Source organism: Pseudarthrobacter quantipunctorum (assembly GCF_045291495.1).
Lineage (GTDB): Bacteria > Actinomycetota > Actinomycetes > Actinomycetales > Micrococcaceae > Arthrobacter > Arthrobacter quantipunctorum.
The window spans coordinates 1818831-1837097 of the sequence record NZ_CP148033.1; the positions used below are offsets into that span (position 1 = coordinate 1818831).

Consider the following 18267-nt stretch of genomic DNA (forward strand, 5'->3'; position numbering starts at 1 on the left):
AGCTTGTTTTGGGGAAGGGTGCCAGCCTGAGCCGGTGTCACAGAATGACGAGCGAAAGTGGCTGGTGCCGCAATCCGCGCCGTACCTGAACGGTCCTGTCAGCATCACCTCGATCCATGTCGAAGCGATAGCTGCGATTGGCGGCCGAATAGCGACTGACATGCCAGTAGAAACGGAATCCACCGGTGAATATCCGTTCGGGCTTGGATGCGGAGGTCCTTTCAGATTCAAGCCCGTGCACCTCACCCTCAACTGAAGGCCGTAAGCCGATCGGCTTATGAGCTCTTCTACCGCCTGCTGGTTGGTTCTCCAATGGGGTGTGACTCAGTGAAAGGGAAGTTTTGAGCCTTGGGGGAAGGACATGACTCCTTGCGTGGGGGTTATGGTGAACCACTCGCCGCCTTGGTTGTTGGCAAAAATAATGACTCTTTCAGCGGTGTCGAGTGGGTCGCCGTCAGGGTAGGACTCTCCTGCAGTGCAGGTCGGAGGCGTGGAGGTGATGCGCAGGTTCCCCTCCCGGGGATTCCCTTTGAGTACCTGTTCGACTTCCACGAGGTGAGTCGTGGCCTGATGACCGTAAATTGTGATCTCTCCGGCCTGGCTTACAGATTTTCCGATGAGCACCAGGCCGGCGTTGTCGTATTGGTCCTGCGGGTTGGCGAACCGGACCCAGTCCACGCATGCGAAGGGGCCACCGCTCGGAACGGGGCTACCGGTGGAGCCAGCGATTGAGCTAGTGGCCTTCGTCGTGGGTTCCGCAGTTCCCGGTCCTCCCGCCAACTTGTCGCCGCACGAAGTCACCAGCATCGTGACAAGTAGGGGCAGGATCAGGCATTGCCATAACCGAACGCGCTTCATTCTGTTCCCTCAAAGGTGGATGCTGATCGGTGGAAATAGAGTTGCGTACCTGCACTCACGGATGTCGCTCTCGGACCGGAGGGGGAGCGACATCAAACGGCGCAGCATGTGAAGGCCGGCGACTGATCGGTTCATTCTGGCGGGGCACTTCGCGTGGGGTAGGAGGGTATCCCTCCGCCGGAACCGGAGGCCATGAAGATACCGATCTGGGTTTCTCCGTCGCTTTGGAAGACGGGGATCTCGTGCGGAGGGCGCGGGGTGCTGAAGTTCTTGACGGCGTCTTCCGGGCTGGTTGGCATGGGGCCGCCGTATAGGTCACTGGCGTAGGCGTAACCGGATTGCCCGTTGGTGGCCATCACCGCGATCAGGTCGGGGGTTCCGTTTTCCTGGCTTTCGACACCGTAGGTTTCACCCTTGGCATTGACACCCAGGGGCGTTCGTTCCTGCTTCACATACTCGGCCGTAAGCTGCCAGTGGGCCTCCGGGCCGGCCTTGATCGTTACACTGTCCTGGCCGGGTGCGAGGGGGATGGTGTAGCCGCTCCAGCCCAGCCTGTCGCTGGCTGCATCCTCCTCGGAGCAGCTGCTGGACGCACCGTCGGGAAACTCAAACCAGCCAGGGGTCAGGCACCTAAGTTCCATTTGAATCCCGGTGGTTCCCTCGGGAGGAGTGCCCAGTTCAACGGTTGCTGTGCCGGCGTAGGTTGTGGTCACAGGCGAGGCCAACGGTGTCACCTTTTCACCGCCGGGGATGACGAAGAGACCTGCCGCCGCCGCTCCAATGCCAAGCAGTCCCGCACCGGTCAGAGCGCCGGTACCAAGCCACACCCTGGTGCGCCTCCGCTTGGCGGCCGGTGTTTCCTTGTTGACTTGGGAGACGAGTTCTGCCCGCAGGGCGTCACTGAAACGGTCATCGACGTGGAGCTGGTTCATTGCCGTCCTCCTTCCAGTACCGGGGTTGGAGCGGTCGGCGGGTTTGTTGATGCATCTCCGTCGAGGGCTGCTCTGAGCCGCTGCCGGGCTCGGTGGATCCTTGATTTCGCTGCTGCAGGGGTCAGATTTAGAACAGCGGCGGCGGCAACGATGGTGTGTTCCTCGAAAACGACCAGTGTGACCAGGTGCAGGTCCTCGGCCGTCAGTGTGGCCAGAGCCCGTGCAAGGTCATGGTCAAGAGCGTCCTGGTAAGAGCGGTAAGAATTTGCTGTTGGGTCGCTGATGTCCTCGGATCGGGGCAGGGCTTTCAAGAGGCGTTGATAGCGCAATGCCGTCCGGGCGCTGTTACGTGCCATGTTCGTGGTCGTCACCAGCAACCACGGAAGGATTGATCCTTCCACGACCCTGACCTGCTTTCGCCGCCGCCAGAGCTCGAGGAAGGCGGCAGCCATAATGTCTTCAGCGTCGTGGTGATTCCCGCACAGCCGGTATGCATGGCGGAAGACCCTGTCCCGATGCCTGTCGTAAAGGGCACCAAAGGGATCTCCCTGGCCCAGAAGACTCTGGCGCCACAACCCCTCTTCGCTGTCTCCGTTGTTCCCCATGCCCTTTAGTGTCCGGCAAAGCCCAAAAGGTTTCACCGAATCCGAAAAAGTTTAAGGCCCACGGCCGAATGCACAGAAATACTTCGAAAGCGCCGAACCAACGAGCGGCCATTCCCAGGGCAAATGCCACTTCTAGAGCCGGGGGCCTGAAGATACCCGTCGCTCAGTCCTTTTGAGTTTCAAGACCAGCGCCCTCCGCCACAACCGGGCTATGGGCAATTGCCCCTAGACGGTCGCGGTAGCCGATCCATTACCGAAGACCGAGGGCTAGACGATGGCGCCGTTATCGATCTGCCGGTGCCGGGAACGGCGGGGGAGCCTCCAGGCCCAATAGGCGATCATGAGTCCAGCAGTGGCGGCCCCACCCGCGTAGGTCCAGGGCGAGGACCATGACCCTTTGGGGGTGGGAATAGCAAAAGCAATCACGATGGCAGCCACGGCCAGAACGGCCTCCACGGCCGCCTGCAGCGGTCTGGCGCGGTACTCAGGGTAGGCCAGCCGGACAAGGGGAATGATCGGGAGCAGGAACAGGCCCAGGCTGGGGATCGGGTAGATCCCGTTGAACGTGTAGATCGTCATGCCTAGCAGTAACAGCCCCAGGAATTTCAGCACCTGCACTGCCGGGAGCGGATTCTCCGGCGTCCAACGGCTCAGGAGCAAGCCCCAGGCCGGCAGCCCGAGCAGCCAGCCGCCGCACCACCAGCCGACGTTCGTCAGCGCCAGCGGCACGAGCAGGGCGCCGGGAAGCAGGAACGCACCGGCCTGCCGCAGCGACGGGAACTTTCTTGTCGGGCCAAAGATGCAGGCGCCGATCAGCAGGTAGGTGGCCACGTACCAAGGCAGCAACTGGATCACCGGATCGGCCAGGTTGAACACCATCAGCGTCAGTGTCGGGACCATGGCGCAGACCGCGGCGAAAGTCCACGGGCGGCGGTCAGTGTTCGGCGTGGCATCCCCCAATGTCATGGACGCACTCTACCGGCTTTGGTGCAAGGTCCCTTTGGAATCGTTGTTCACGAGGGTGAGTCTTCTATACGCCAGGTCATCGCCACCCGTTAAGGGATCCTTCAAAGGACGCCTGCAAGCCTGATTACCGTTGAGATGTCGCTGTCGCATTCAGGGATCTGACGGGAACGCGGGTGTCACAAGAACTCCAAATTTACGGCGCGCTCTATCGGTTTGAGAAGTAGCCCCACTCCATGGCCTTATGGAGGCTCCGGTTGTTGAAGCCGGGGTGGGAGTGCATCAATTCCTGCCACCGAGCCTTTCCGGCTTCGGGGTCATATTCGACACTCCTTGCTGCATCCCTGATTAGGGCATCGACCCGGACCACGGCAGCGTCAATGTCGGCCTGGTCGTAGAGATCTCGGAGGCTTTCGTAGATATTGACCTGCCCGAGGTCGTACTCCGTTACTCGACCAGAGTACCGGTGGTTGAAGTAGCGCAAAACGAAGACGGCGTTCAGGACATCCTCTTTTCGCGCGGCCCGTACGAGTTCGGCCCTGCGTTGACGGGAACGCTCGAGATCAGCCCTTACCCAATTCTCTGCTTCATCCAAGGCCTGCTCGTAGCGCTCAGTCGGGAACCCGGGCACTTTGGCCCTTACCTTCAGTAGGACTGCTTGCCGATCTGCGTTGTTGAGCACGACCTCGCGGACATGAAACTGTGACACCGAACTGAGGCGCGACGCGCGGTCCTCGTCCGTCTCCGCCGAACGTTTTCCATACATAAGGCGCTTTTTGAACCCCAGGTGCTTGGTGAAGGTGAACGGCAACCACCCCATCTTCATATGCGAAGCCTAACCGCCCCGGGAGCCAGCTCTAAAGAGGTCGCATCACGTCCGTAGTGTTCGGTCTAGAGCATCCGAACGGTCTCGGAAGAGAATCGGACGCTCCACTGCCCGATGCAGGTTCCCCTTGCGGGACAGATGAACTCCTGATGTCTTATAACCTCAGCGCCTCGAATCCCTAGAGTTCCGAGACATGCAGTGACAACCTCAAGGTCTCACACTGGTTAGTCAGATTGGCGGGAGAACAACTCTCGTTTCTCCATATTCGAGCGTGACCTCCCTGGGATACACCACGCCCGTAGAACACGAACAGTTCCTCACCAGTGATAAACCTCAGCCAGCACAAGCCGCCTGATCAACTGTCCACGATTTGCGGGTAACCCCAGCGGACGGGCGACCGGCCCGGGCGCGTAGGGAATGGCTCAATGTTTGGTGAGGCCACGATAAGGGCCGGAAAAGGCAAGGCTGCACACGCCGAAGTTCTAGAAAGTTCTAGAGGGTTCTAGAGAAAAACCAATTTGTCAGTAGAACTTGCTATTTTTGGCTCATGCAGCTCGAACTGAACCCCTCAACCCTGGCTCCGGCGCACAACCCATGCACCTCGCAAACTTGTACGCAATGAGCTAGCCGTTGGTGTTCCCAACCCGCAGCGATTCGTTGATGAGTTCCTAGATTTCAATGACGCGGCTCCAACTCCGGGCCAAACTTCTTAGAGGAGATCTCCCGATGGCATTCTCATTCAGCGCGAAGCAGCGCCGAGCGACTAACCGACAGATAGCTGAGGTGCAGCAGATGCTTGCCACTGCTGAAACCTACGATTTCAACCGTGGGGAGAGCTATGAGGCAGATAAACTGGGCGACTTCGTCTCACATTTCAGTGCAGAAATTCTGGGTTCACCACTTCCCAACTCGCGCGAACTGGGGCGTCAACTAGCAGCTGAAACCGTCAACAGCCGGTTCCCCGATGCTGTCAATGCAGCCTGGCTTGTCGCTGTAGAGCTTCCCAGCAGCAAAATAACGGAGCTGAGCAACATGCTCGGCCCCATGGGGGTTACTAACGGGGCTACATTCTTCACTGATGAGTTCCCAGACAGAGTCAAGGAGCCGATTCTGGGTCGGAAGCTCAATCTCTGGCGCGGTCCTGCTGCCATAGCGACAATAATTCTTGCAACCCACGCTGCGCAGATGGGCTATGTGTGGTCTGGCAGGGAGCTCTCATAGGCGTTAGCGTCGACCCTGCTCAAACTCGTCCACACCAACAGCATCAAACACTCCAGCCCAAGCTCCCTTGATTGGGCCCCCGTTAGCTAGCGCATAGACGCTGGACTGCTAACGGGGGCCCAATGAGTCTGAACATCGTCTCGGCTGGGCAATCAGTCTTTGTAGGACACGGCCAGTGGGAATGCGGAAACAAGAGCAATGATCGGTTCTCACAGCGTCTCGAAACCTTGCCGTCTCGAATTCCTAGGATTTCGAGACGACCGGAGTCAGATGGCCACGAGGTCAGACCCGAGGCCGCATGGTGCTAGTAGCCGATGGGCATCCTGAGGGTGTAGGGCTCTTCCATGGTTTTGATTTCCTCGTGTGTCAGGCGGACGTCAAGGGCGGCGACGGCATCGGGGAGGTGGTGTTCCTTGGTGGCACCGACGATCGGTGCGGATACAACAGGGTTTTGCAGCACCCAGGCGAGGGCGACGTGCGCCATGGGGATTCCGCGTTCTTCTGCGATTCTTTGGACTGCATCGGCAACGGGTTTGTCTGCGTCGCTGAAGCTGCGTTCGGCTACTGGGTCGTTGGCGGACCGTGCGGTGTTGCCGCCCCAGGGTCGTGCGAGCCGTCCTTTGGCGAGGGGGCTGTAGGGGATGCTGCCTACGCCTTGGTCGGTGAGGAGTCCGAACATTTCGCGTTCCTCTTCACGGTGCATGAGGCTGTATTGGTCCTGCATGGACACGAACCTTGTCCATCCGTGCAGATCCGCGGCGTGCTGCATTTTGGCGAACTGCCAGGCCCACATCGCGGATGCGCCGATGTAGCGGACTTTGCCGGCCTTCACGAGATCGTGCAGGGCTTCCATGGTTTCCTCGACCGGGGTTTCGGGATCGAAGCGGTGGATCTGGTAGAGGTCGACGTAGTCGGTGCCCAGCCGGGTGAGGGAGGCATCGATTTGTTCCATGATGGCTTTGCGTGAGAGGCCGGCGCCGCCGGGTCCGTCGTGCATTTTGAACATCACTTTGGTGGCGAGGACGACGTCCTCGCGGCGGGTGTATTTCGTAATGGCCCGGCCCATGATTTCCTCGGCGGTACCGAAGCCATAGATGTTTGCAGTGTCCCAGAACGTGATGCCCAGTTCGACAGCCTGCCGGAAGATCGGTTCGGCCGCGTCGTCATCCAGCGCCCAGTCCGTAAATCCGCGGGAGGAATCACCAAAACTCATCCCTCCAAGGGCGATGCGGCTGACTTTCAGGCCGGAACGACCCAGACGTGTGTACTCCATAAAGTGTCCTTTCAACGGCGCACGAGACTCCGGACGGGGACGTGCAATTGGTGGTGTGCGGCGACGGGTTCCGGCGGCGACACAGCGGAGCCTCGCCACGGTCCTTGTGGTGCTGGGGGCAGCTAGGGGTTTTGGGGTGCTGCGGCTGCGGAGTCGGTGCTCTGCTGGGTTGCGGCCCAGCTGGAAAGCAGCTGCAGGGCGTCGTGGGACGGCGACCCGGGTTCGGCACTGAACGTGATGAGCATCAGGCCGGGATCGGCCGTGAGTTCCAGGACTTCGAAGTCCAAACTGAGTTCCCCGACGGCGGGGAGGTGGATGCGTTTTGATCCGCTCTTGTGCTGGTGGACGTTGTGCGCTGCCCACCGCAGCCGGAACTCATCACTGCGGGTGGAAAGCTCCCCGACAAGGTCCGAGAGCTGACGGTCGTGCGGGTCACGTCCGACCGCGGCCCGCAAAATGGCGACGCATTCATTTGCCGCGCGGTCCCAGTCGGGTGCGAAGTCCCTCCCTCGCGGATCCAGGAAGATGAACCGGGCCTGATTCGGCGGCAGGATCGCGGTGTCGAACTGGGCGGCGTAGAGTGCCCGGCCCATCCGGTTGGCAGCGATGATGTCAAGCCTGCCGTTCTGAACGATCGCGGGCAGGTCAGTCATGGCGTCGAGCATCCGCTGCACGGTGGGCCGAACGCGCTGCTCCGAAGCCCGTGGGCGCCGGGGGCGCACAGTGTTTTCCGACGCGCGAATCAGGTCCCGCAGGTGCCGCTCCTCGACGTCGTTCAGGCGCAGGGCCTGGACCAGGGACTCGAAGATGCTCTCGGAGACGCCACTGAGGTTTCCGCGCTCGAGTCGGCTGTAGTACTCGACGCTGACCTGGGCGAGCATCGCCACCTCTTCCCGGCGCAGCCCCGGCACCCGCCGCCGGCCATAAGACTGCAGGCCAACCTGCTCGGGCGTCAACCGGGCCCGGCGGGAGGTCAGGAACTCCTGAATGTCATCTCGGATGCTCATGCCTTCAACGGTATGCCCGAGGTCCGGGGCGTAACCATGCCCTGTCAGTACATGGCTTAGGCGGGTCTGTTTAGGCCCATATGGTGCGTGGTCTCGTAGATATAGACGGCGATCAAGCGCCGACCACATCCCCTCGAAGCGAAGGTTTACCCCATGCCCTCCACCACCAAGAAAGCCAAGCTGCCGCTGGTTGTGCTGCTCCTGGCCATTGGCACGTTCCTGATGAGCACCACCGAGTTCGTCATCGCGGGCCTGCTGCCCAATATGGCATCAGACCTCGGTGTCAGCGTCTCTCAGCCTGGGCTGCTGATCACCGCGTTTGCCATCGGCATGATCGTCGGTGCCCCCACCATTTCCGTCGCGACCATGCGCCTGCCCAAACGCCTCACCCTTATCCTGTCCCTGCTGATCTTCGCGGCCGGCCACATCGTTGCCGCCCTGAGCCCGGCGTTCGAAATCGTGCTGATCGCCCGCGTCATCACCGCCCTGGCCACCGGCGCCTTCCTGTCCATCGCCGCCGTCGTTGCCACCTCCGCAGCCGGCCCCGCGAACGCTTCCCGCGCCATGGGCGTGATGATGAGTGGCATGGGCCTGGCGATCGTGGCAGGCGTACCCTTGGGCTCCTTCATCGGCCAGGCCATCGGCTGGCGCGGCATCTTCTGGGCACTGGCCATCCTCGCCGCCCTCGCCGCCGTCGTCATCGGCAAGTTCGCTCCCGCCGAAGATCACCAGGAAGCCGTCACCCTCCGTTCCCAGCTCGGTGTGCTGCGCGAAGGCAAGCTGTGGCTCGTCCTGGCGACCACCGCACTGGTCTCCGGAGGATTCCTCGCCGCCTACTCCTACATCTCCCCGCTCCTGACCGAACGCACCGGCATCTCCGAAGCGGCCGTTCCGCTGCTGCTCGTCGGCTTCGGCATCGGCGCCCTGCTCGGTACCGTTGTGGCCGGACGAACCGGGGACCGCAAACCGCTCGCCACGTACTTCGCCATCGGCGGCGGATCAGCCCTGGTACTGCTGCTCATGATCCCGCTCTCCACCTTCGTCATCCCGACCATCGTGCTCGTCATCCTGCTCGGCTTCACCGGCATGGGCGTCACCGCCATCGCCACCCCCCTGGCCGTCCGCTTCGCACAATCCGGCCCGTCCCTCGCCGCAGCCCTGACCGTCTCCGCGTTCAACGTCGGCATCGCCGCTGCCACCTGGCTCGCCGGACTCGCCCTCGACTCCACCCTCGGCACCACCGGCCCGTCAATCGTCGGCGCAGCCATGGCCCTCCTTGGCCTGATCCCACTGATCATCCTGGCCCTCATGCGCGCCACCCGGACCACCACCCCGGCCCCGGCCGACGCGGAGCTCGATGACAGCGTCCTGGTCTGAACCGGCGTCACCAGCAATTACATGAACCAAAGGATTAGCAATGACTGAGAACAGAGAAGTCTGGATGATCACCGGCGCCGGCCGCGGCATGGGAGTCGACATCGCCAAAGCCGCCCTCGCCGCGGGCCACCAGGTTGTCGCGACCGGCCGCACCGGCACTGTAGAGAGCGCCCTCGGCGCATCCGACGACCTGCTCATCGTGCAACTGGACCTCACGAAGCCCGGGGACGCCGAAGAAGCTACGGCCGCGGCGATCGACCGGTTCGGCCGTATCGATGTCCTGGTGAACAACGCCGCGAACTTCTACGCCGGGTACTTCGAGGAAACCAGCGACGCGCAGGTCCGCGCCCAGCTCGAAACAAACCTGTTCGGACCCATGAACGTCACCCGCGCCGTCCTGCCCATCATGCGCAAACAGCGCAGCGGCCACATCATCACGATCTCCTCGCAGGCAGGCATCGTCGGCGGCGAGTTCATCGCCGCCTACGCCACCAGCAAGTTCGCTGTTGAAGGATGGATGGAATCGCTTCGCTACGATCTGGAACCCTACGGGATCCGGACCACCATCGTGGAGCCCGGCTTCTTCCGCACCGAACTGCTCGTCGAGGACGCCTCCACCATCTGGGCCGAACTCTCCATCGATGACTACGCCGACCGAACCGCAGCGACAATCCCGGGATGGCGGAACATGAACGGCCAACAAGCCGGCGACCCCGCCAAACTCGGTACTGCCCTCGTCAGGATCGCCGGCGAAGACCACCCCCCGCTGCGATGGGTTGCAGGAGCCGACGCCGTTGCCGTCATCGAACAGAAAGCCCGCGACATCCTCGCCCAGATCGACGCCCACCGCGAACTCTCCATTCACCTCGCCCACGACGCCTGAGGAGTCACTCATGACCGACGAGAACACGCAATCCGACATGGAGAAGATGTTCGGCGGCTTCGCCCCGAAGTTCGTCTCCCTCACCGATGACGCGCTCTTCGGGGACGTCTGGGAACGCGAGGGGCTTTCCCCTCGTGATCGGAGCCTCGCCACGATCGCCGGCCTCATCGCCGCCGGAAACATCGACCAGCTGAACTGGCACATCCCCTACGGCATTCAAAACGGCCTCACCGAGACCGAGATCAAGGAAACCATCACCCATCTGGCGTTCTACGCGGGCTGGCCCAAGGCCGTCTCCGCGATGAACGTCGCCAAGAGCATCTTCAACAACCAGTCCTAGACGCCATGAAGGAAGAGAAGAATATGACAGAGCAGAACCCGTACGTCACCTTGAACAATGGCGTCCAGATGCCCGCCCTGGGCCTGGGCGTTTACCAGAGCTCACCGGAAGACACGACAGCCGCAGTCCAGGCCGCGCTCAACGGCGGCTACCGTCTGATCGACACCGCCGCCGCGTACTTCAACGAACGCGAGGTCGGCGAGGGCATCCGCCAGTCCGGTATCGACCGGTCGGAGATCTTCATCGAGACCAAGCTCTGGATCAGCGATTACGGCTACGACGAAGCCCTGCGCGGCTTCGAGAAGAGCATCAGCAAACTCGGCGTTGACCAGGTCGACCTGCTTCTGCTGCACCAGCCCCTCGCCGCCGACTTCGAGAAGACCATCGCCGCCTACCGGGCGATCGAAAAGCTCCTCGCCGACGGACGCGTCCGTGCCATCGGTGTCTCCAACCAGACCCCGGCCCAGCTCGAGGAACTCATCGCCCGCACCAGCGTGGTGCCCGCCGTGAACCAGATCCAGGTCCACCCGTATTACTCCCAGCCGGAATGGCGGGCGGCCAACACACGCCACGGCATCCTTACCCAGTCCTGGTCACCCATCGGCGGCTCCTACATCTACGGCGATTACGAGAAGAACCCGCTCGAGGACCCCGTCATCACAGAGATCGCCGCGAAATACGCAAAGACCCCGGCCCAGGTCATCCTCCGCTGGCACCTCGAGCACGGCTTCTCCGCCATCCCGAAGTCCGTCAAGGCCCACCGCATCGCCGAGAACTTCGACGTCTTCGACTTCACCCTCACCCCCGAGGACGTCGCTGCCATCGATGCACTCGACACCGGTGTGCGCGGCGGCCCTGACCCCGACTCCCTGACCCTCGAGAACTACGGCTTCCCGATCCCTGCCTGACCCGACGGATCCGGGCGGGACGGGTTAGCCGTCCCGCCCGGCCCCCGCCACGCTGACCTAAGGAAAGGACTATCGTCATGGCCCGCATCTTCGTCACCGGCTCAACCGACGGGCTCGGCCTCGCCAACGCCCGCACCCTTATCAACGCCGGCCACGAGGTCCTGCTGCACGCCCGAACCAGCGAACGCGCCACAGCCCTCAATCATCTCGCCCCGCAAGCGGCCGGGATCGTGATCGGTGACCTGGCCAGCGCCGCCGAAACCCGGAAACTCGCCGGGCAGGTCAACAAGCACGGACGGATGGACGCCATCATCCATAACGCCGGCATTTACCTCTCGCCGCAACGTATTGCTACCCCCGAGGGGCATTCCCGGACCTTTGCCGTCAACGTGTTCGCCCCCTACATCCTCACCGCCCTGATCGAACGGCCGGACCGGCTGATCTACGTCAGCAGCGGCATGCACCACGGCTCCACCGGAGACCTGCAGGACATTGACTGGACCCAGCGGCGCTGGGACGCCGACGCCGCCTACTCCGAGAGCAAGCTCTACGTCTCGGCACTCTCCGCCGTCGTTGCCCGTTACTGGCCTACTGTGCTCAGCAACTCCGTAGACCCCGGCTGGGTGCCCACCAAAATGGGCGGCCCCGGTGCGCCGGATGATCTGGCCATGGGCCACGACACCCAAAGCTGGCTGGCCGTCAGCAATGACCCCGCTGCCCTGGTCTCCGGCAACTACTGGCACCACCGCCGGCAGCTGACCCCGGCACGGGAAGTCACCGACCCAGACTTCCAGGACAGGCTCACGGACAAACTCGCCGAACTGACCGGCATCACACTCTTCTGAAGAACAAACCGAGCAAGAAGGAACACAGCATGCAGTTGGAAGGCAAAATCGCCCTCGTCACCGGCGCAGGCACGGGCATCGGCCGGGGCACAGCCCGCCGCCTGGCCGAGGAAGGCGCCTTCGTCTACGTCACAGGCCGGAACCTCGAACCCCTCGAGAAGGTCGCAGCAGACATCGGGGGGCGTGCGCGTGCTGTCCGCGCGGACGTCACGAACAAAGCCGACATGGACCAGCTCGCGGAGCTCATCCGCCAGGAACACGGCGGGCTGGACACCATCTTCGCCAACGCCGGTGGCGGCCACCCCATCTCCCTGGAACAGATCACCACCGAAGACTTCGACCGGCAGTTCGGCGTCAACGTCAAAGGCGTCCTGTTCACCGTCCAGGCCATGCTGCCCGTGCTGCGCGACGGAAGCTCCATCATCATCAACACCTCCATCACCGCCGACATGGGACTCAAGGACTTCAGCCTCTATGCCGCCACCAAAGCCGCGGTACGTTCCTTCACCAAAAGCTGGACAACAGACCTCAAACACCGCCGGATCCGCGTCAACGGCGTCAGCCCCGGCGTCATTCCCACCGACGCCTACACCACCGAGCTGGGCATGACAGAAACCCAGGTCCAGGAATACGTCGACCTCGTCACCCCCGAAGTCCCCGCCGGCCGGGTCGGCACCGCCGAAGACATCGGCGACGCCGTAATCTTCCTCGCCTCCGACGCCAGCAGCTACATCACCGGCATCGACCTCGTCGTCGACGGCGGCATGACCGCCGTCTACGCCGGCAAAGCCTGAGCCCTCGTGTGGCCCGCGACCGGAGCGGGCCACAGCACCAAAACCAACCCCCGCGGCCACAGGAGACAGGAGACCCGCGTGCGCGCAGACAGCCGCCCTACCACCAGACCCGCCCACAATCCCAGCTCACCCGCCACCGCCCTGATCGTCGGGGCGTCCCTCGCAGGGCTCATGACTGCCCTGACGCTCTCCAGGACCGGCGTCCACGTCACCTTACTCGAACGCTCCGATGAGACCGGACGCACAGGAGCTGCCCTCCACGTCCAGGACGGCCTCCTCGAACGCATCACCGGCCTCCCCACCTCCCAGGTACCCCAGCCCCTCGCCCCCGGAATCCAAACCTGGTTCGCCGTCCACGGCGCACTCCGCGCGGCCATAGAAGCAAACCCGATCATCGAACTGCGGCAAAACACCACCGTGCGCAAAGTCGGCCAGGATGCACATTCCGCCTGGGCCCTCACCTCAGAGAGGCAGAGGATCACTGCGGACATCGTGATCGGGGCCGACGGCCACCGCAGCACCGTCCGCCGGCACATCGCACCAGAACACCCCGACGCCACCTTCGCCGGCTACGTCATATGGATCGGCATCGCCGACGAATCAGCCATCAGGACCCGGCGCTGGCCACAAGACGTCGCCTTCCTCGGCGACAACGACAACACGCTGCTCGGCTACCCGCTCCCGGGCGCCAACGGTTCCCACGCGCCAGGATCACGCCGCCTGGGCTGGGCCTGGTACGACTCCAGCAGAAACGGACTGCTCCGCTCCACTGGTAGCGTCAACGGTTCCGTGGTGCGGCACTCGCTCATGCCCGCCGGCATCCCCAATGCGACCTACCGGGAACTCGCCGCACAGGCCCGGGAACTGTTTCCCTCGCCCTGGAAAGAGGCAATCCTCGACAGCATCGAACGGCGAGCCGTCATCGGCACACCCATCGCCGAATACGTCCCCGCACGACTCGCCAACGGCCGGGTCGCCATCGTCGGAGACGCCGCCCACGTGCCAACCCCCATGACGGGCAGCGGCTTCGCCGAATCCCTCTACGACGCCGAAGCCATTGCCAACGCCATCTCAGACTCCGGCACCACCACCAATGCACTGCTCAACTACGAGAGCGCAAGAATCCGCAGTGCCCGGAACCTGGTGCAATCAGGACAAGGATTCAGCCGCTCCTTCGCCCGACGCGCAGCCTAAACCAATTCAGGTACTTTCCGATCACCCAAAACAGACCCAGACACACCGAAGCCCAGCAGAGTCTCCGGCGCCAACCACCACCTGTGTCTCATAACTCCCGTGTCCCGAATTCCTAGGGATACGAGACACAGCGGCACCCGAACAGACCCCGGGCCCTGATGTGAAGCACCACTTGGCCATCGAGAACGTCGCCACACAGCGGCAGCCACCGCAGGGTCGGTGGATGTATCGTTGAGTATCGTTGTATATCGTTGGCGGTTTTCAAAGGAGATCATCATGCGTGGTTCATACCCAGCAGCCGGATTCGGCGGGAGCAACATAGACGGTATGTGGCAGGCGGTCGAGGAGCTGCGCTCACGGTTCGAAAAACGCGCTGGAACCCGTGCCGGCAAGGGGGAGGTGCGGTCCGCGGTGCTGGCGCTCCTCGCTGAGCGGCCGATGCACGGCTACCAGATCATCCGCGAGATCGAGGAGCGCAGCGGCGGCAGCTGGAAGCCCAGCGCCGGGTCCGTCTACCCCACCTTGCAGCTGCTCGCGGACGAGGGCACTATCAGCGCCGAGGAATCCAACGGCCGCAAGATCTATTCGCTGACCGAAGCCGGCCGTGAAGAAGTTGCGCAGGACCGAGGGGCAACGCCGTGGGACTCGCCAGGTTCCCAATCCGGCGGGTTTGGATCCCTGCCCAAAGCGGGGGTGGAGCTCGCGCAGGCTGCAGCCCAGGTGGGCCGCACGGGCTCCCCGGACCAGGTGCAGCAGGCCGTGGCAGTGCTTGACGACGCACGGCGCCGGATCTACGCGATCCTCGCCCAGGACTGACGCGGGTGGCGTCTGTCCGCCTGACTCGGGTGTCTCCGGCCGCGGGCGCCGGAGACACCCGCGCCCGCTACCGCCGCATCCTGCGCTTCGCCGCCTGGAACCTGGCGGTGACGTGGTGGTTTGAACTGTTCCTCCCGCGGATCGGTCTTGCCCTGATCGCGGAACGGACACGGTCACGCCGGATGCAGCGCTTCGCCCGGCGCTTCCATGGAATGGCCGTGGAACTCGGCGGACTGATGATCAAGGTAGGGCAGTTCCTCTCCTCACGGCTCGATATTTTACCGCCCCAGATCACCAAGGAGCTCGAAGGGCTCCAGGACGAGGTGCCGCCGGTTCCGTTTCCTTCGATCCGCGCCTTGGCCGAGGAGGAGCTGGGCGCTCCGCTTGAGCAGGTGTTCGCGTTCGTGGAGGAGTCGCCGATCGCCGCAGCGTCGCTGGGGCAGGCGCACCGGGCACGCCTTCATTCCACTGATGCGGCCGACACCGGGTTCACCGACGTAGTGCTCAAGGTGCAGCGTCCCGGCATCGACGCGATTGTCGACGTCGACCTTGCAGCGCTGCGGAAGGTAGGCAGCTGGCTCAGCCGGATCCGGCTGGTGTCCAGCCGCGCCAATATGCCGGCCCTGGTGGAGGAGTTTGCGCAAACAAGCTTCGAGGAGATCGACTACCTGCACGAGGCCGCAAATTCGGAACGCTTCGCCGTCGACTTTGCCGACGACGGGAGGGTCTGCGTGCCAGGCATCGCCTGGGAGCGGAGCACACGTCGTGTGCTCACCCTTGAAGACGTTACGGCCATCAAGATCACGGAGGCCGGGGCGCTCCGTGCAGCGGGCATTGATCCGGCCGAAGTGGCTCCGGTGTTCGCCTCGGTCATGTTCGACCAGATGTTCACCAACGGCTACTTCCACGCCGACCCGCACCCGGGGAACATCTTCGTCACGCCCGTGGCCGCAGCGGCGGGGGACCGCCCCTGGAAGCTGACGTTCATCGATTTCGGCATGATGGGCGAAATCACCTCCTCCACCCGCAGCGGACTCCGGAAGCTGCTGATTGCGGCCGCCGCGCGCGACAGCAGGGGCCTGGTGGCGGCGATCAACGACGTCGGAGTGCTGGCGCCGTCAGCCGACACCGTGGAGATGGAGCGAGCCATGACGCACCTCTTCGCCCGCTTCGGCGGCATGGGGTTCGCCGAGCTCCGGGAAGTAGATCCGAGGGAGTTCCGCGACTTCGCGGTGGAGTTCGGCGACGTGGTCCGTTCGCTGCCGTTCCAGCTTCCGGAGAATTTCCTGCTCATCATCCGGGCGATGTCGCTGACCTCGGGGGTGTGCAGCTCGCTCGATGAGCGCTTCAACCTGTGGGATTCCGTGGAACCATACGCGGCCAGGCTTCTGCGCGACGAGCGCGGCAACATTGTGGAGGACGTGGCCCAGCAGGCCCTCGACGCCGCAGCGACCGCGCTGCGCCTGCCGAAGCGCCTGGACGCACTGGCCGGACGGCTTGAGGAAGGCTCCCTCGCTGTTGCCAACCCCCGTCTAGAACGGCAGATCGCCCGGCTGGACCGCAGCAACCGGCGCTCTGCTTCTGCCCTGGTGTTTGCCGCCCTGCTCATCGCCGGCGCCATTGTGCGGGCTGACGACGCCGTCCTGGGCGGCATCCTTATGGCAGGTTCTGCAGTCCCGCTGCTGCACGGGATGTGGGCAGGCCGCCGCGGGCTTTGAAGCGGCAGCGCCGGGGGCGCAGCCGCTGCCTGGGCACCGCCGCAGCGGCCTTGGCGCGAGCGTCAGGTCCGGGTGTGAAAAACCAGCCAGCCTGCGAGTGTTGACAGGCCGGTCAGCACTGCGCCCCACAGCATGTCCACGACGATCAGCTGCAGCGGCCACACCTTCAGGGTGGCTGCGTTGGTGAGGTCGTAGGTGGCGTAGGCGAAGGCGCCCAGGGCCGCACCGTAGCCCAGGGCAGTTAGCCAGCTGCCGCCGTCGAGCGCGGGCCGCAGTGCAAAGAACACAATCCCGGCGATGTAAATGACGTAGAACGCCACGGCGTAACCTAGGTGTGGTTTGTCCGCCAGCAGCTCGCCAATATGGCTGCGGTAAAAGGGGTTCATCAGCTTGAGCCAGACGGCGTCGATCGCGGCGAAGGCGGCGGCGACAACGAGGAATTGCAGAATGACCATAAGGGAGCTTAGCAATATGAACGACGGCGGTCCGCGGCCCCGCGCGCTGACAGTGGTGCGGCAGGAACAGACGCTGGGCGCAGGCCGGGACCTGGAGTTCGGCCTGGAACTGCTGGCCAGGGCCAAAAACGGGGACATTGGCCCCACGCTGCGGCTGTACCGGCCCGCCCCCACGGTCGCGTTCGGCCAGCGTGACACCCGCCTTCCGGGATTCGAGGCCGCCGCCATGGCCTGCCGCGCCAATGGCTTCGAACCCCTGGTCCGCCGGGCAGGAGGGCGGGCGGCCGCCTATCACGAGGGAACCCTGGTGGTGGACCATATTGAACCGGACGCGGACGCCATCGCCGGCTCCAAGACCAGGTTCGGATATTTCGCGGAGCTGTTCGCGGACGCCCTGCGCCGGGTGGGCGTGCAGGCGGCTGTGGGCGAGATTCCCGGGGAATACTGCCCCGGCGAGTTCAGTGTGCACGGCACGGATCCCTGTGACGGCACCCATCGGGTCAAACTCGTGGGCACCGCGCAGCGGGTAGTGGCCGGCGGGTGGCTGTTCAGCTCGGTGATCGTGGTGGAAAACTCGGCGCCGATCCGCAAAGTGCTGACCGACAGCTACGCTGCCCTGGGGCTTGACTGGGATCCTGCTACGGCAGGGGCGGTGGACGACCTTGTGCCTGGTGTGGACGTCGCAGCGGTGGAGGAGGCCCTTCTTTCCGTGTACGCGGGCAATGCCACCCTGGAAACCGCTTCGTTCAGCAGCCTGGGGGCATGACCCGGCTGGTTGCTGCCGGGCACAGCGAACGGGACCAGCATTGGGAAATGTTGGTCCCGTTCCATTCGTCCCTGGCCCGGACCCCCGGTTCGCGTGCGGGTGTGCCGGCCGGGGCGGCGTGCCGGCTAGGCTGCGAGGCGCTGCTTGACCTCGGCAGCGGAAGGGTTCGTGGCGGCGGTGCCGTCCGGGAAGAGGACGGTGGGGACGGTCTGGTTTCCGCCGTTCAGCTGCTCCACGAGTTCGGCGGTGCCTTCCACTTCCTCGATGTTGATCTCGGTGTAGCCGATGCCCTGGGCGTCAAGCTGCTTCTTCAGGCGGTTGCAGTAGCCGCACCAGGTGGTGGAAAACATGGTGATGGTGCCGGATTCGGGAGTGAAGTCCACGGAGCTCTCCTCTGTGCTTGATAACGGTTTCGTTCCTGTAACGGTAGCGTGCAGTCCGCTATTCCCCGCTACTGGGGCCCGCGGATGACAGCTCCTGCCCGCG

At 63.6% G+C, this 18267-nt stretch carries 21 protein-coding genes; 12 read left to right on the forward strand and 9 right to left on the reverse strand.

What is annotated here, in order from left to right; translation table 11 throughout:
• Positions 1-34 precede the first annotated feature (34 nt).
• A complete protein-coding gene (locus WHH00_RS08400) occupies positions 35-256 on the forward strand; it encodes a hypothetical protein (RefSeq protein WP_406638021.1) in 222 nt (73 codons plus the stop codon).
• Positions 257-324: 68 nt separating this feature from the next.
• Here WHH00_RS08400 and WHH00_RS08405 read toward each other — a convergent pair whose 3' ends face one another.
• The 5 genes from WHH00_RS08405 to WHH00_RS08425 form a co-directional block, all read right to left on the reverse strand.
• The gene (locus tag WHH00_RS08405) at positions 325-858 is read right to left on the reverse strand and encodes a hypothetical protein (protein WP_350006251.1); all 534 of its coding nucleotides are present in this window, start codon (positions 856-858) and stop codon (positions 325-327) included.
• Positions 859-989: 131 nt separating this feature from the next.
• The gene (locus WHH00_RS08410) at positions 990-1790 is read right to left on the reverse strand and encodes a peptidase M56 family protein (RefSeq protein ID WP_350006253.1); all 801 of its coding nucleotides are present in this window, start codon (positions 1788-1790) and stop codon (positions 990-992) included.
• A complete protein-coding gene (locus tag WHH00_RS08415) occupies positions 1787-2395 on the reverse strand; it encodes a sigma-70 family RNA polymerase sigma factor (RefSeq protein ID WP_350006254.1) in 609 nt (202 codons plus the stop codon). The genes WHH00_RS08410 and WHH00_RS08415 overlap by 4 nt, the downstream gene beginning before the upstream one ends.
• Positions 2396-2662: 267 nt before the next feature.
• On the reverse strand, positions 2663-3361 hold the full coding sequence (locus WHH00_RS08420; protein ID WP_190612412.1) for a hypothetical protein: 699 nt from the start codon (positions 3359-3361) through the stop codon (positions 2663-2665).
• A 205-nt stretch (positions 3362-3566) separates the two neighbouring features.
• Positions 3567-4184: a hypothetical protein gene (locus WHH00_RS08425; protein ID WP_190612414.1), complete on the reverse strand. Its 618-nt coding sequence runs from the start codon at positions 4182-4184 to the stop codon at positions 3567-3569.
• A gap of 726 nt (positions 4185-4910) precedes the next feature.
• Between WHH00_RS08425 and WHH00_RS08430 the strand changes: the two genes are divergently transcribed.
• A complete protein-coding gene (locus WHH00_RS08430; protein ID WP_406638024.1) occupies positions 4911-5405 on the forward strand; it encodes a hypothetical protein in 495 nt (164 codons plus the stop codon).
• Positions 5406-5709: 304 nt separating this feature from the next.
• Here WHH00_RS08430 and WHH00_RS08435 read toward each other — a convergent pair whose 3' ends face one another.
• Positions 5710-6678 carry an aldo/keto reductase gene (locus WHH00_RS08435; RefSeq protein WP_350003072.1) on the reverse strand — a complete coding sequence of 323 codons (969 nt, stop codon included), beginning with the start codon at positions 6676-6678 and terminating at the stop codon, positions 5710-5712.
• 122 nt (positions 6679-6800) lie between these two features.
• Positions 6801-7685 (reverse strand): helix-turn-helix transcriptional regulator, encoded by an 885-nt coding sequence (locus WHH00_RS08440; RefSeq protein ID WP_406638027.1) that lies wholly within the window; start codon positions 7683-7685, stop codon positions 6801-6803.
• Positions 7686-7838: 153 nt separating this feature from the next.
• Here WHH00_RS08440 and WHH00_RS08445 point away from each other — a divergent pair, with 153 nt between their 5' ends.
• The 9 genes from WHH00_RS08445 (at position 7839) to WHH00_RS08485 (ending at position 16560) form a co-directional block, all read left to right on the forward strand.
• Positions 7839-9062: an MFS transporter gene (locus WHH00_RS08445; RefSeq protein ID WP_350003076.1), complete on the forward strand. Its 1224-nt coding sequence runs from the start codon at positions 7839-7841 to the stop codon at positions 9060-9062.
• A 40-nt stretch (positions 9063-9102) separates the two neighbouring features.
• On the forward strand, positions 9103-9945 hold the full coding sequence (locus WHH00_RS08450; RefSeq protein ID WP_406638029.1) for an SDR family oxidoreductase: 843 nt from the start codon (positions 9103-9105) through the stop codon (positions 9943-9945).
• Between the two features lie 10 nt (positions 9946-9955).
• A complete protein-coding gene (locus WHH00_RS08455) occupies positions 9956-10285 on the forward strand; it encodes a carboxymuconolactone decarboxylase family protein (RefSeq protein ID WP_406638031.1) in 330 nt (109 codons plus the stop codon).
• Between the two features lie 23 nt (positions 10286-10308).
• Positions 10309-11193 carry an aldo/keto reductase gene (locus WHH00_RS08460; protein WP_350003080.1) on the forward strand — a complete coding sequence of 295 codons (885 nt, stop codon included), beginning with the start codon at positions 10309-10311 and terminating at the stop codon, positions 11191-11193.
• 77 nt (positions 11194-11270) lie between these two features.
• Complete coding sequence (locus tag WHH00_RS08465) at positions 11271-12038, forward strand: SDR family NAD(P)-dependent oxidoreductase (protein WP_406638033.1); 768 nt, start codon at positions 11271-11273, stop codon at positions 12036-12038.
• Between the two features lie 29 nt (positions 12039-12067).
• A complete protein-coding gene (locus WHH00_RS08470) occupies positions 12068-12832 on the forward strand; it encodes a glucose 1-dehydrogenase (protein WP_350003083.1) in 765 nt (254 codons plus the stop codon).
• Between the two features lie 78 nt (positions 12833-12910).
• Positions 12911-14026 (forward strand): FAD-dependent monooxygenase, encoded by a 1116-nt coding sequence (locus WHH00_RS08475; protein ID WP_406638035.1) that lies wholly within the window; start codon positions 12911-12913, stop codon positions 14024-14026.
• Between the two features lie 276 nt (positions 14027-14302).
• Positions 14303-14842, forward strand: coding sequence for a PadR family transcriptional regulator (locus WHH00_RS08480; protein ID WP_350003089.1), 540 nt, complete (start codon positions 14303-14305; stop codon positions 14840-14842).
• Positions 14843-14847: 5 nt separating this feature from the next.
• The gene (locus WHH00_RS08485; RefSeq protein WP_374152932.1) at positions 14848-16560 is read left to right on the forward strand and encodes an ABC1 kinase family protein; all 1713 of its coding nucleotides are present in this window, start codon (positions 14848-14850) and stop codon (positions 16558-16560) included.
• Positions 16561-16622: 62 nt separating this feature from the next.
• Here WHH00_RS08485 and WHH00_RS08490 read toward each other — a convergent pair whose 3' ends face one another.
• Entirely contained in the window at positions 16623-17015 is a 393-nt protein-coding gene (locus WHH00_RS08490; protein WP_231456878.1) for a DUF2177 family protein, read from the reverse strand.
• Here WHH00_RS08490 and WHH00_RS08495 point away from each other — a divergent pair.
• On the forward strand, positions 17008-17781 hold the full coding sequence (locus WHH00_RS08495) for a lipoyl protein ligase domain-containing protein (RefSeq protein WP_350003092.1): 774 nt from the start codon (positions 17008-17010) through the stop codon (positions 17779-17781). The two genes, WHH00_RS08490 and WHH00_RS08495, sit on opposite strands and share 8 nt — an antisense overlap.
• Before the next feature lie 125 nt (positions 17782-17906).
• Here the strand turns inward: WHH00_RS08495 and WHH00_RS08500 are convergent, their stop codons facing one another.
• Positions 17907-18164: a mycoredoxin gene (locus WHH00_RS08500; protein WP_066276302.1), complete on the reverse strand. Its 258-nt coding sequence runs from the start codon at positions 18162-18164 to the stop codon at positions 17907-17909.
• Positions 18165-18267: the final 103 nt, after the last annotated feature.

Coding starts and splice junctions, on each gene's coding strand:
- WHH00_RS08425 (WP_190612414.1), bottom strand. CDS start 4,184: ATGAAGATGGGGTGGTTGCCGTTCACCTTCACCAAGCACCTGGGGTTC.
- WHH00_RS08490 (WP_231456878.1), bottom strand. CDS start 17,015: ATGGTCATTCTGCAATTCCTCGTTGTCGCCGCCGCCTTCGCCGCGATC.
- WHH00_RS08455 (WP_406638031.1), top strand. CDS start 9,956: ATGACCGACGAGAACACGCAATCCGACATGGAGAAGATGTTCGGCGGC.
- WHH00_RS08445 (WP_350003076.1), top strand. CDS start 7,839: ATGCCCTCCACCACCAAGAAAGCCAAGCTGCCGCTGGTTGTGCTGCTC.
- WHH00_RS08465 (WP_406638033.1), top strand. CDS start 11,271: ATGGCCCGCATCTTCGTCACCGGCTCAACCGACGGGCTCGGCCTCGCC.
- WHH00_RS08495 (WP_350003092.1), top strand. CDS start 17,008: ATGACCATAAGGGAGCTTAGCAATATGAACGACGGCGGTCCGCGGCCC.
- WHH00_RS08415 (WP_350006254.1), bottom strand. CDS start 2,395: ATGGGGAACAACGGAGACAGCGAAGAGGGGTTGTGGCGCCAGAGTCTT.
- WHH00_RS08480 (WP_350003089.1), top strand. CDS start 14,303: ATGCGTGGTTCATACCCAGCAGCCGGATTCGGCGGGAGCAACATAGAC.
- WHH00_RS08440 (WP_406638027.1), bottom strand. CDS start 7,685: ATGAGCATCCGAGATGACATTCAGGAGTTCCTGACCTCCCGCCGGGCC.
- WHH00_RS08450 (WP_406638029.1), top strand. CDS start 9,103: ATGACTGAGAACAGAGAAGTCTGGATGATCACCGGCGCCGGCCGCGGC.
- WHH00_RS08420 (WP_190612412.1), bottom strand. CDS start 3,361: ATGACATTGGGGGATGCCACGCCGAACACTGACCGCCGCCCGTGGACT.
- WHH00_RS08470 (WP_350003083.1), top strand. CDS start 12,068: ATGCAGTTGGAAGGCAAAATCGCCCTCGTCACCGGCGCAGGCACGGGC.
- WHH00_RS08430 (WP_406638024.1), top strand. CDS start 4,911: ATGGCATTCTCATTCAGCGCGAAGCAGCGCCGAGCGACTAACCGACAG.
- WHH00_RS08405 (WP_350006251.1), bottom strand. CDS start 858: ATGAAGCGCGTTCGGTTATGGCAATGCCTGATCCTGCCCCTACTTGTC.
- WHH00_RS08460 (WP_350003080.1), top strand. CDS start 10,309: ATGACAGAGCAGAACCCGTACGTCACCTTGAACAATGGCGTCCAGATG.
- WHH00_RS08435 (WP_350003072.1), bottom strand. CDS start 6,678: ATGGAGTACACACGTCTGGGTCGTTCCGGCCTGAAAGTCAGCCGCATC.
- WHH00_RS08410 (WP_350006253.1), bottom strand. CDS start 1,790: ATGAACCAGCTCCACGTCGATGACCGTTTCAGTGACGCCCTGCGGGCA.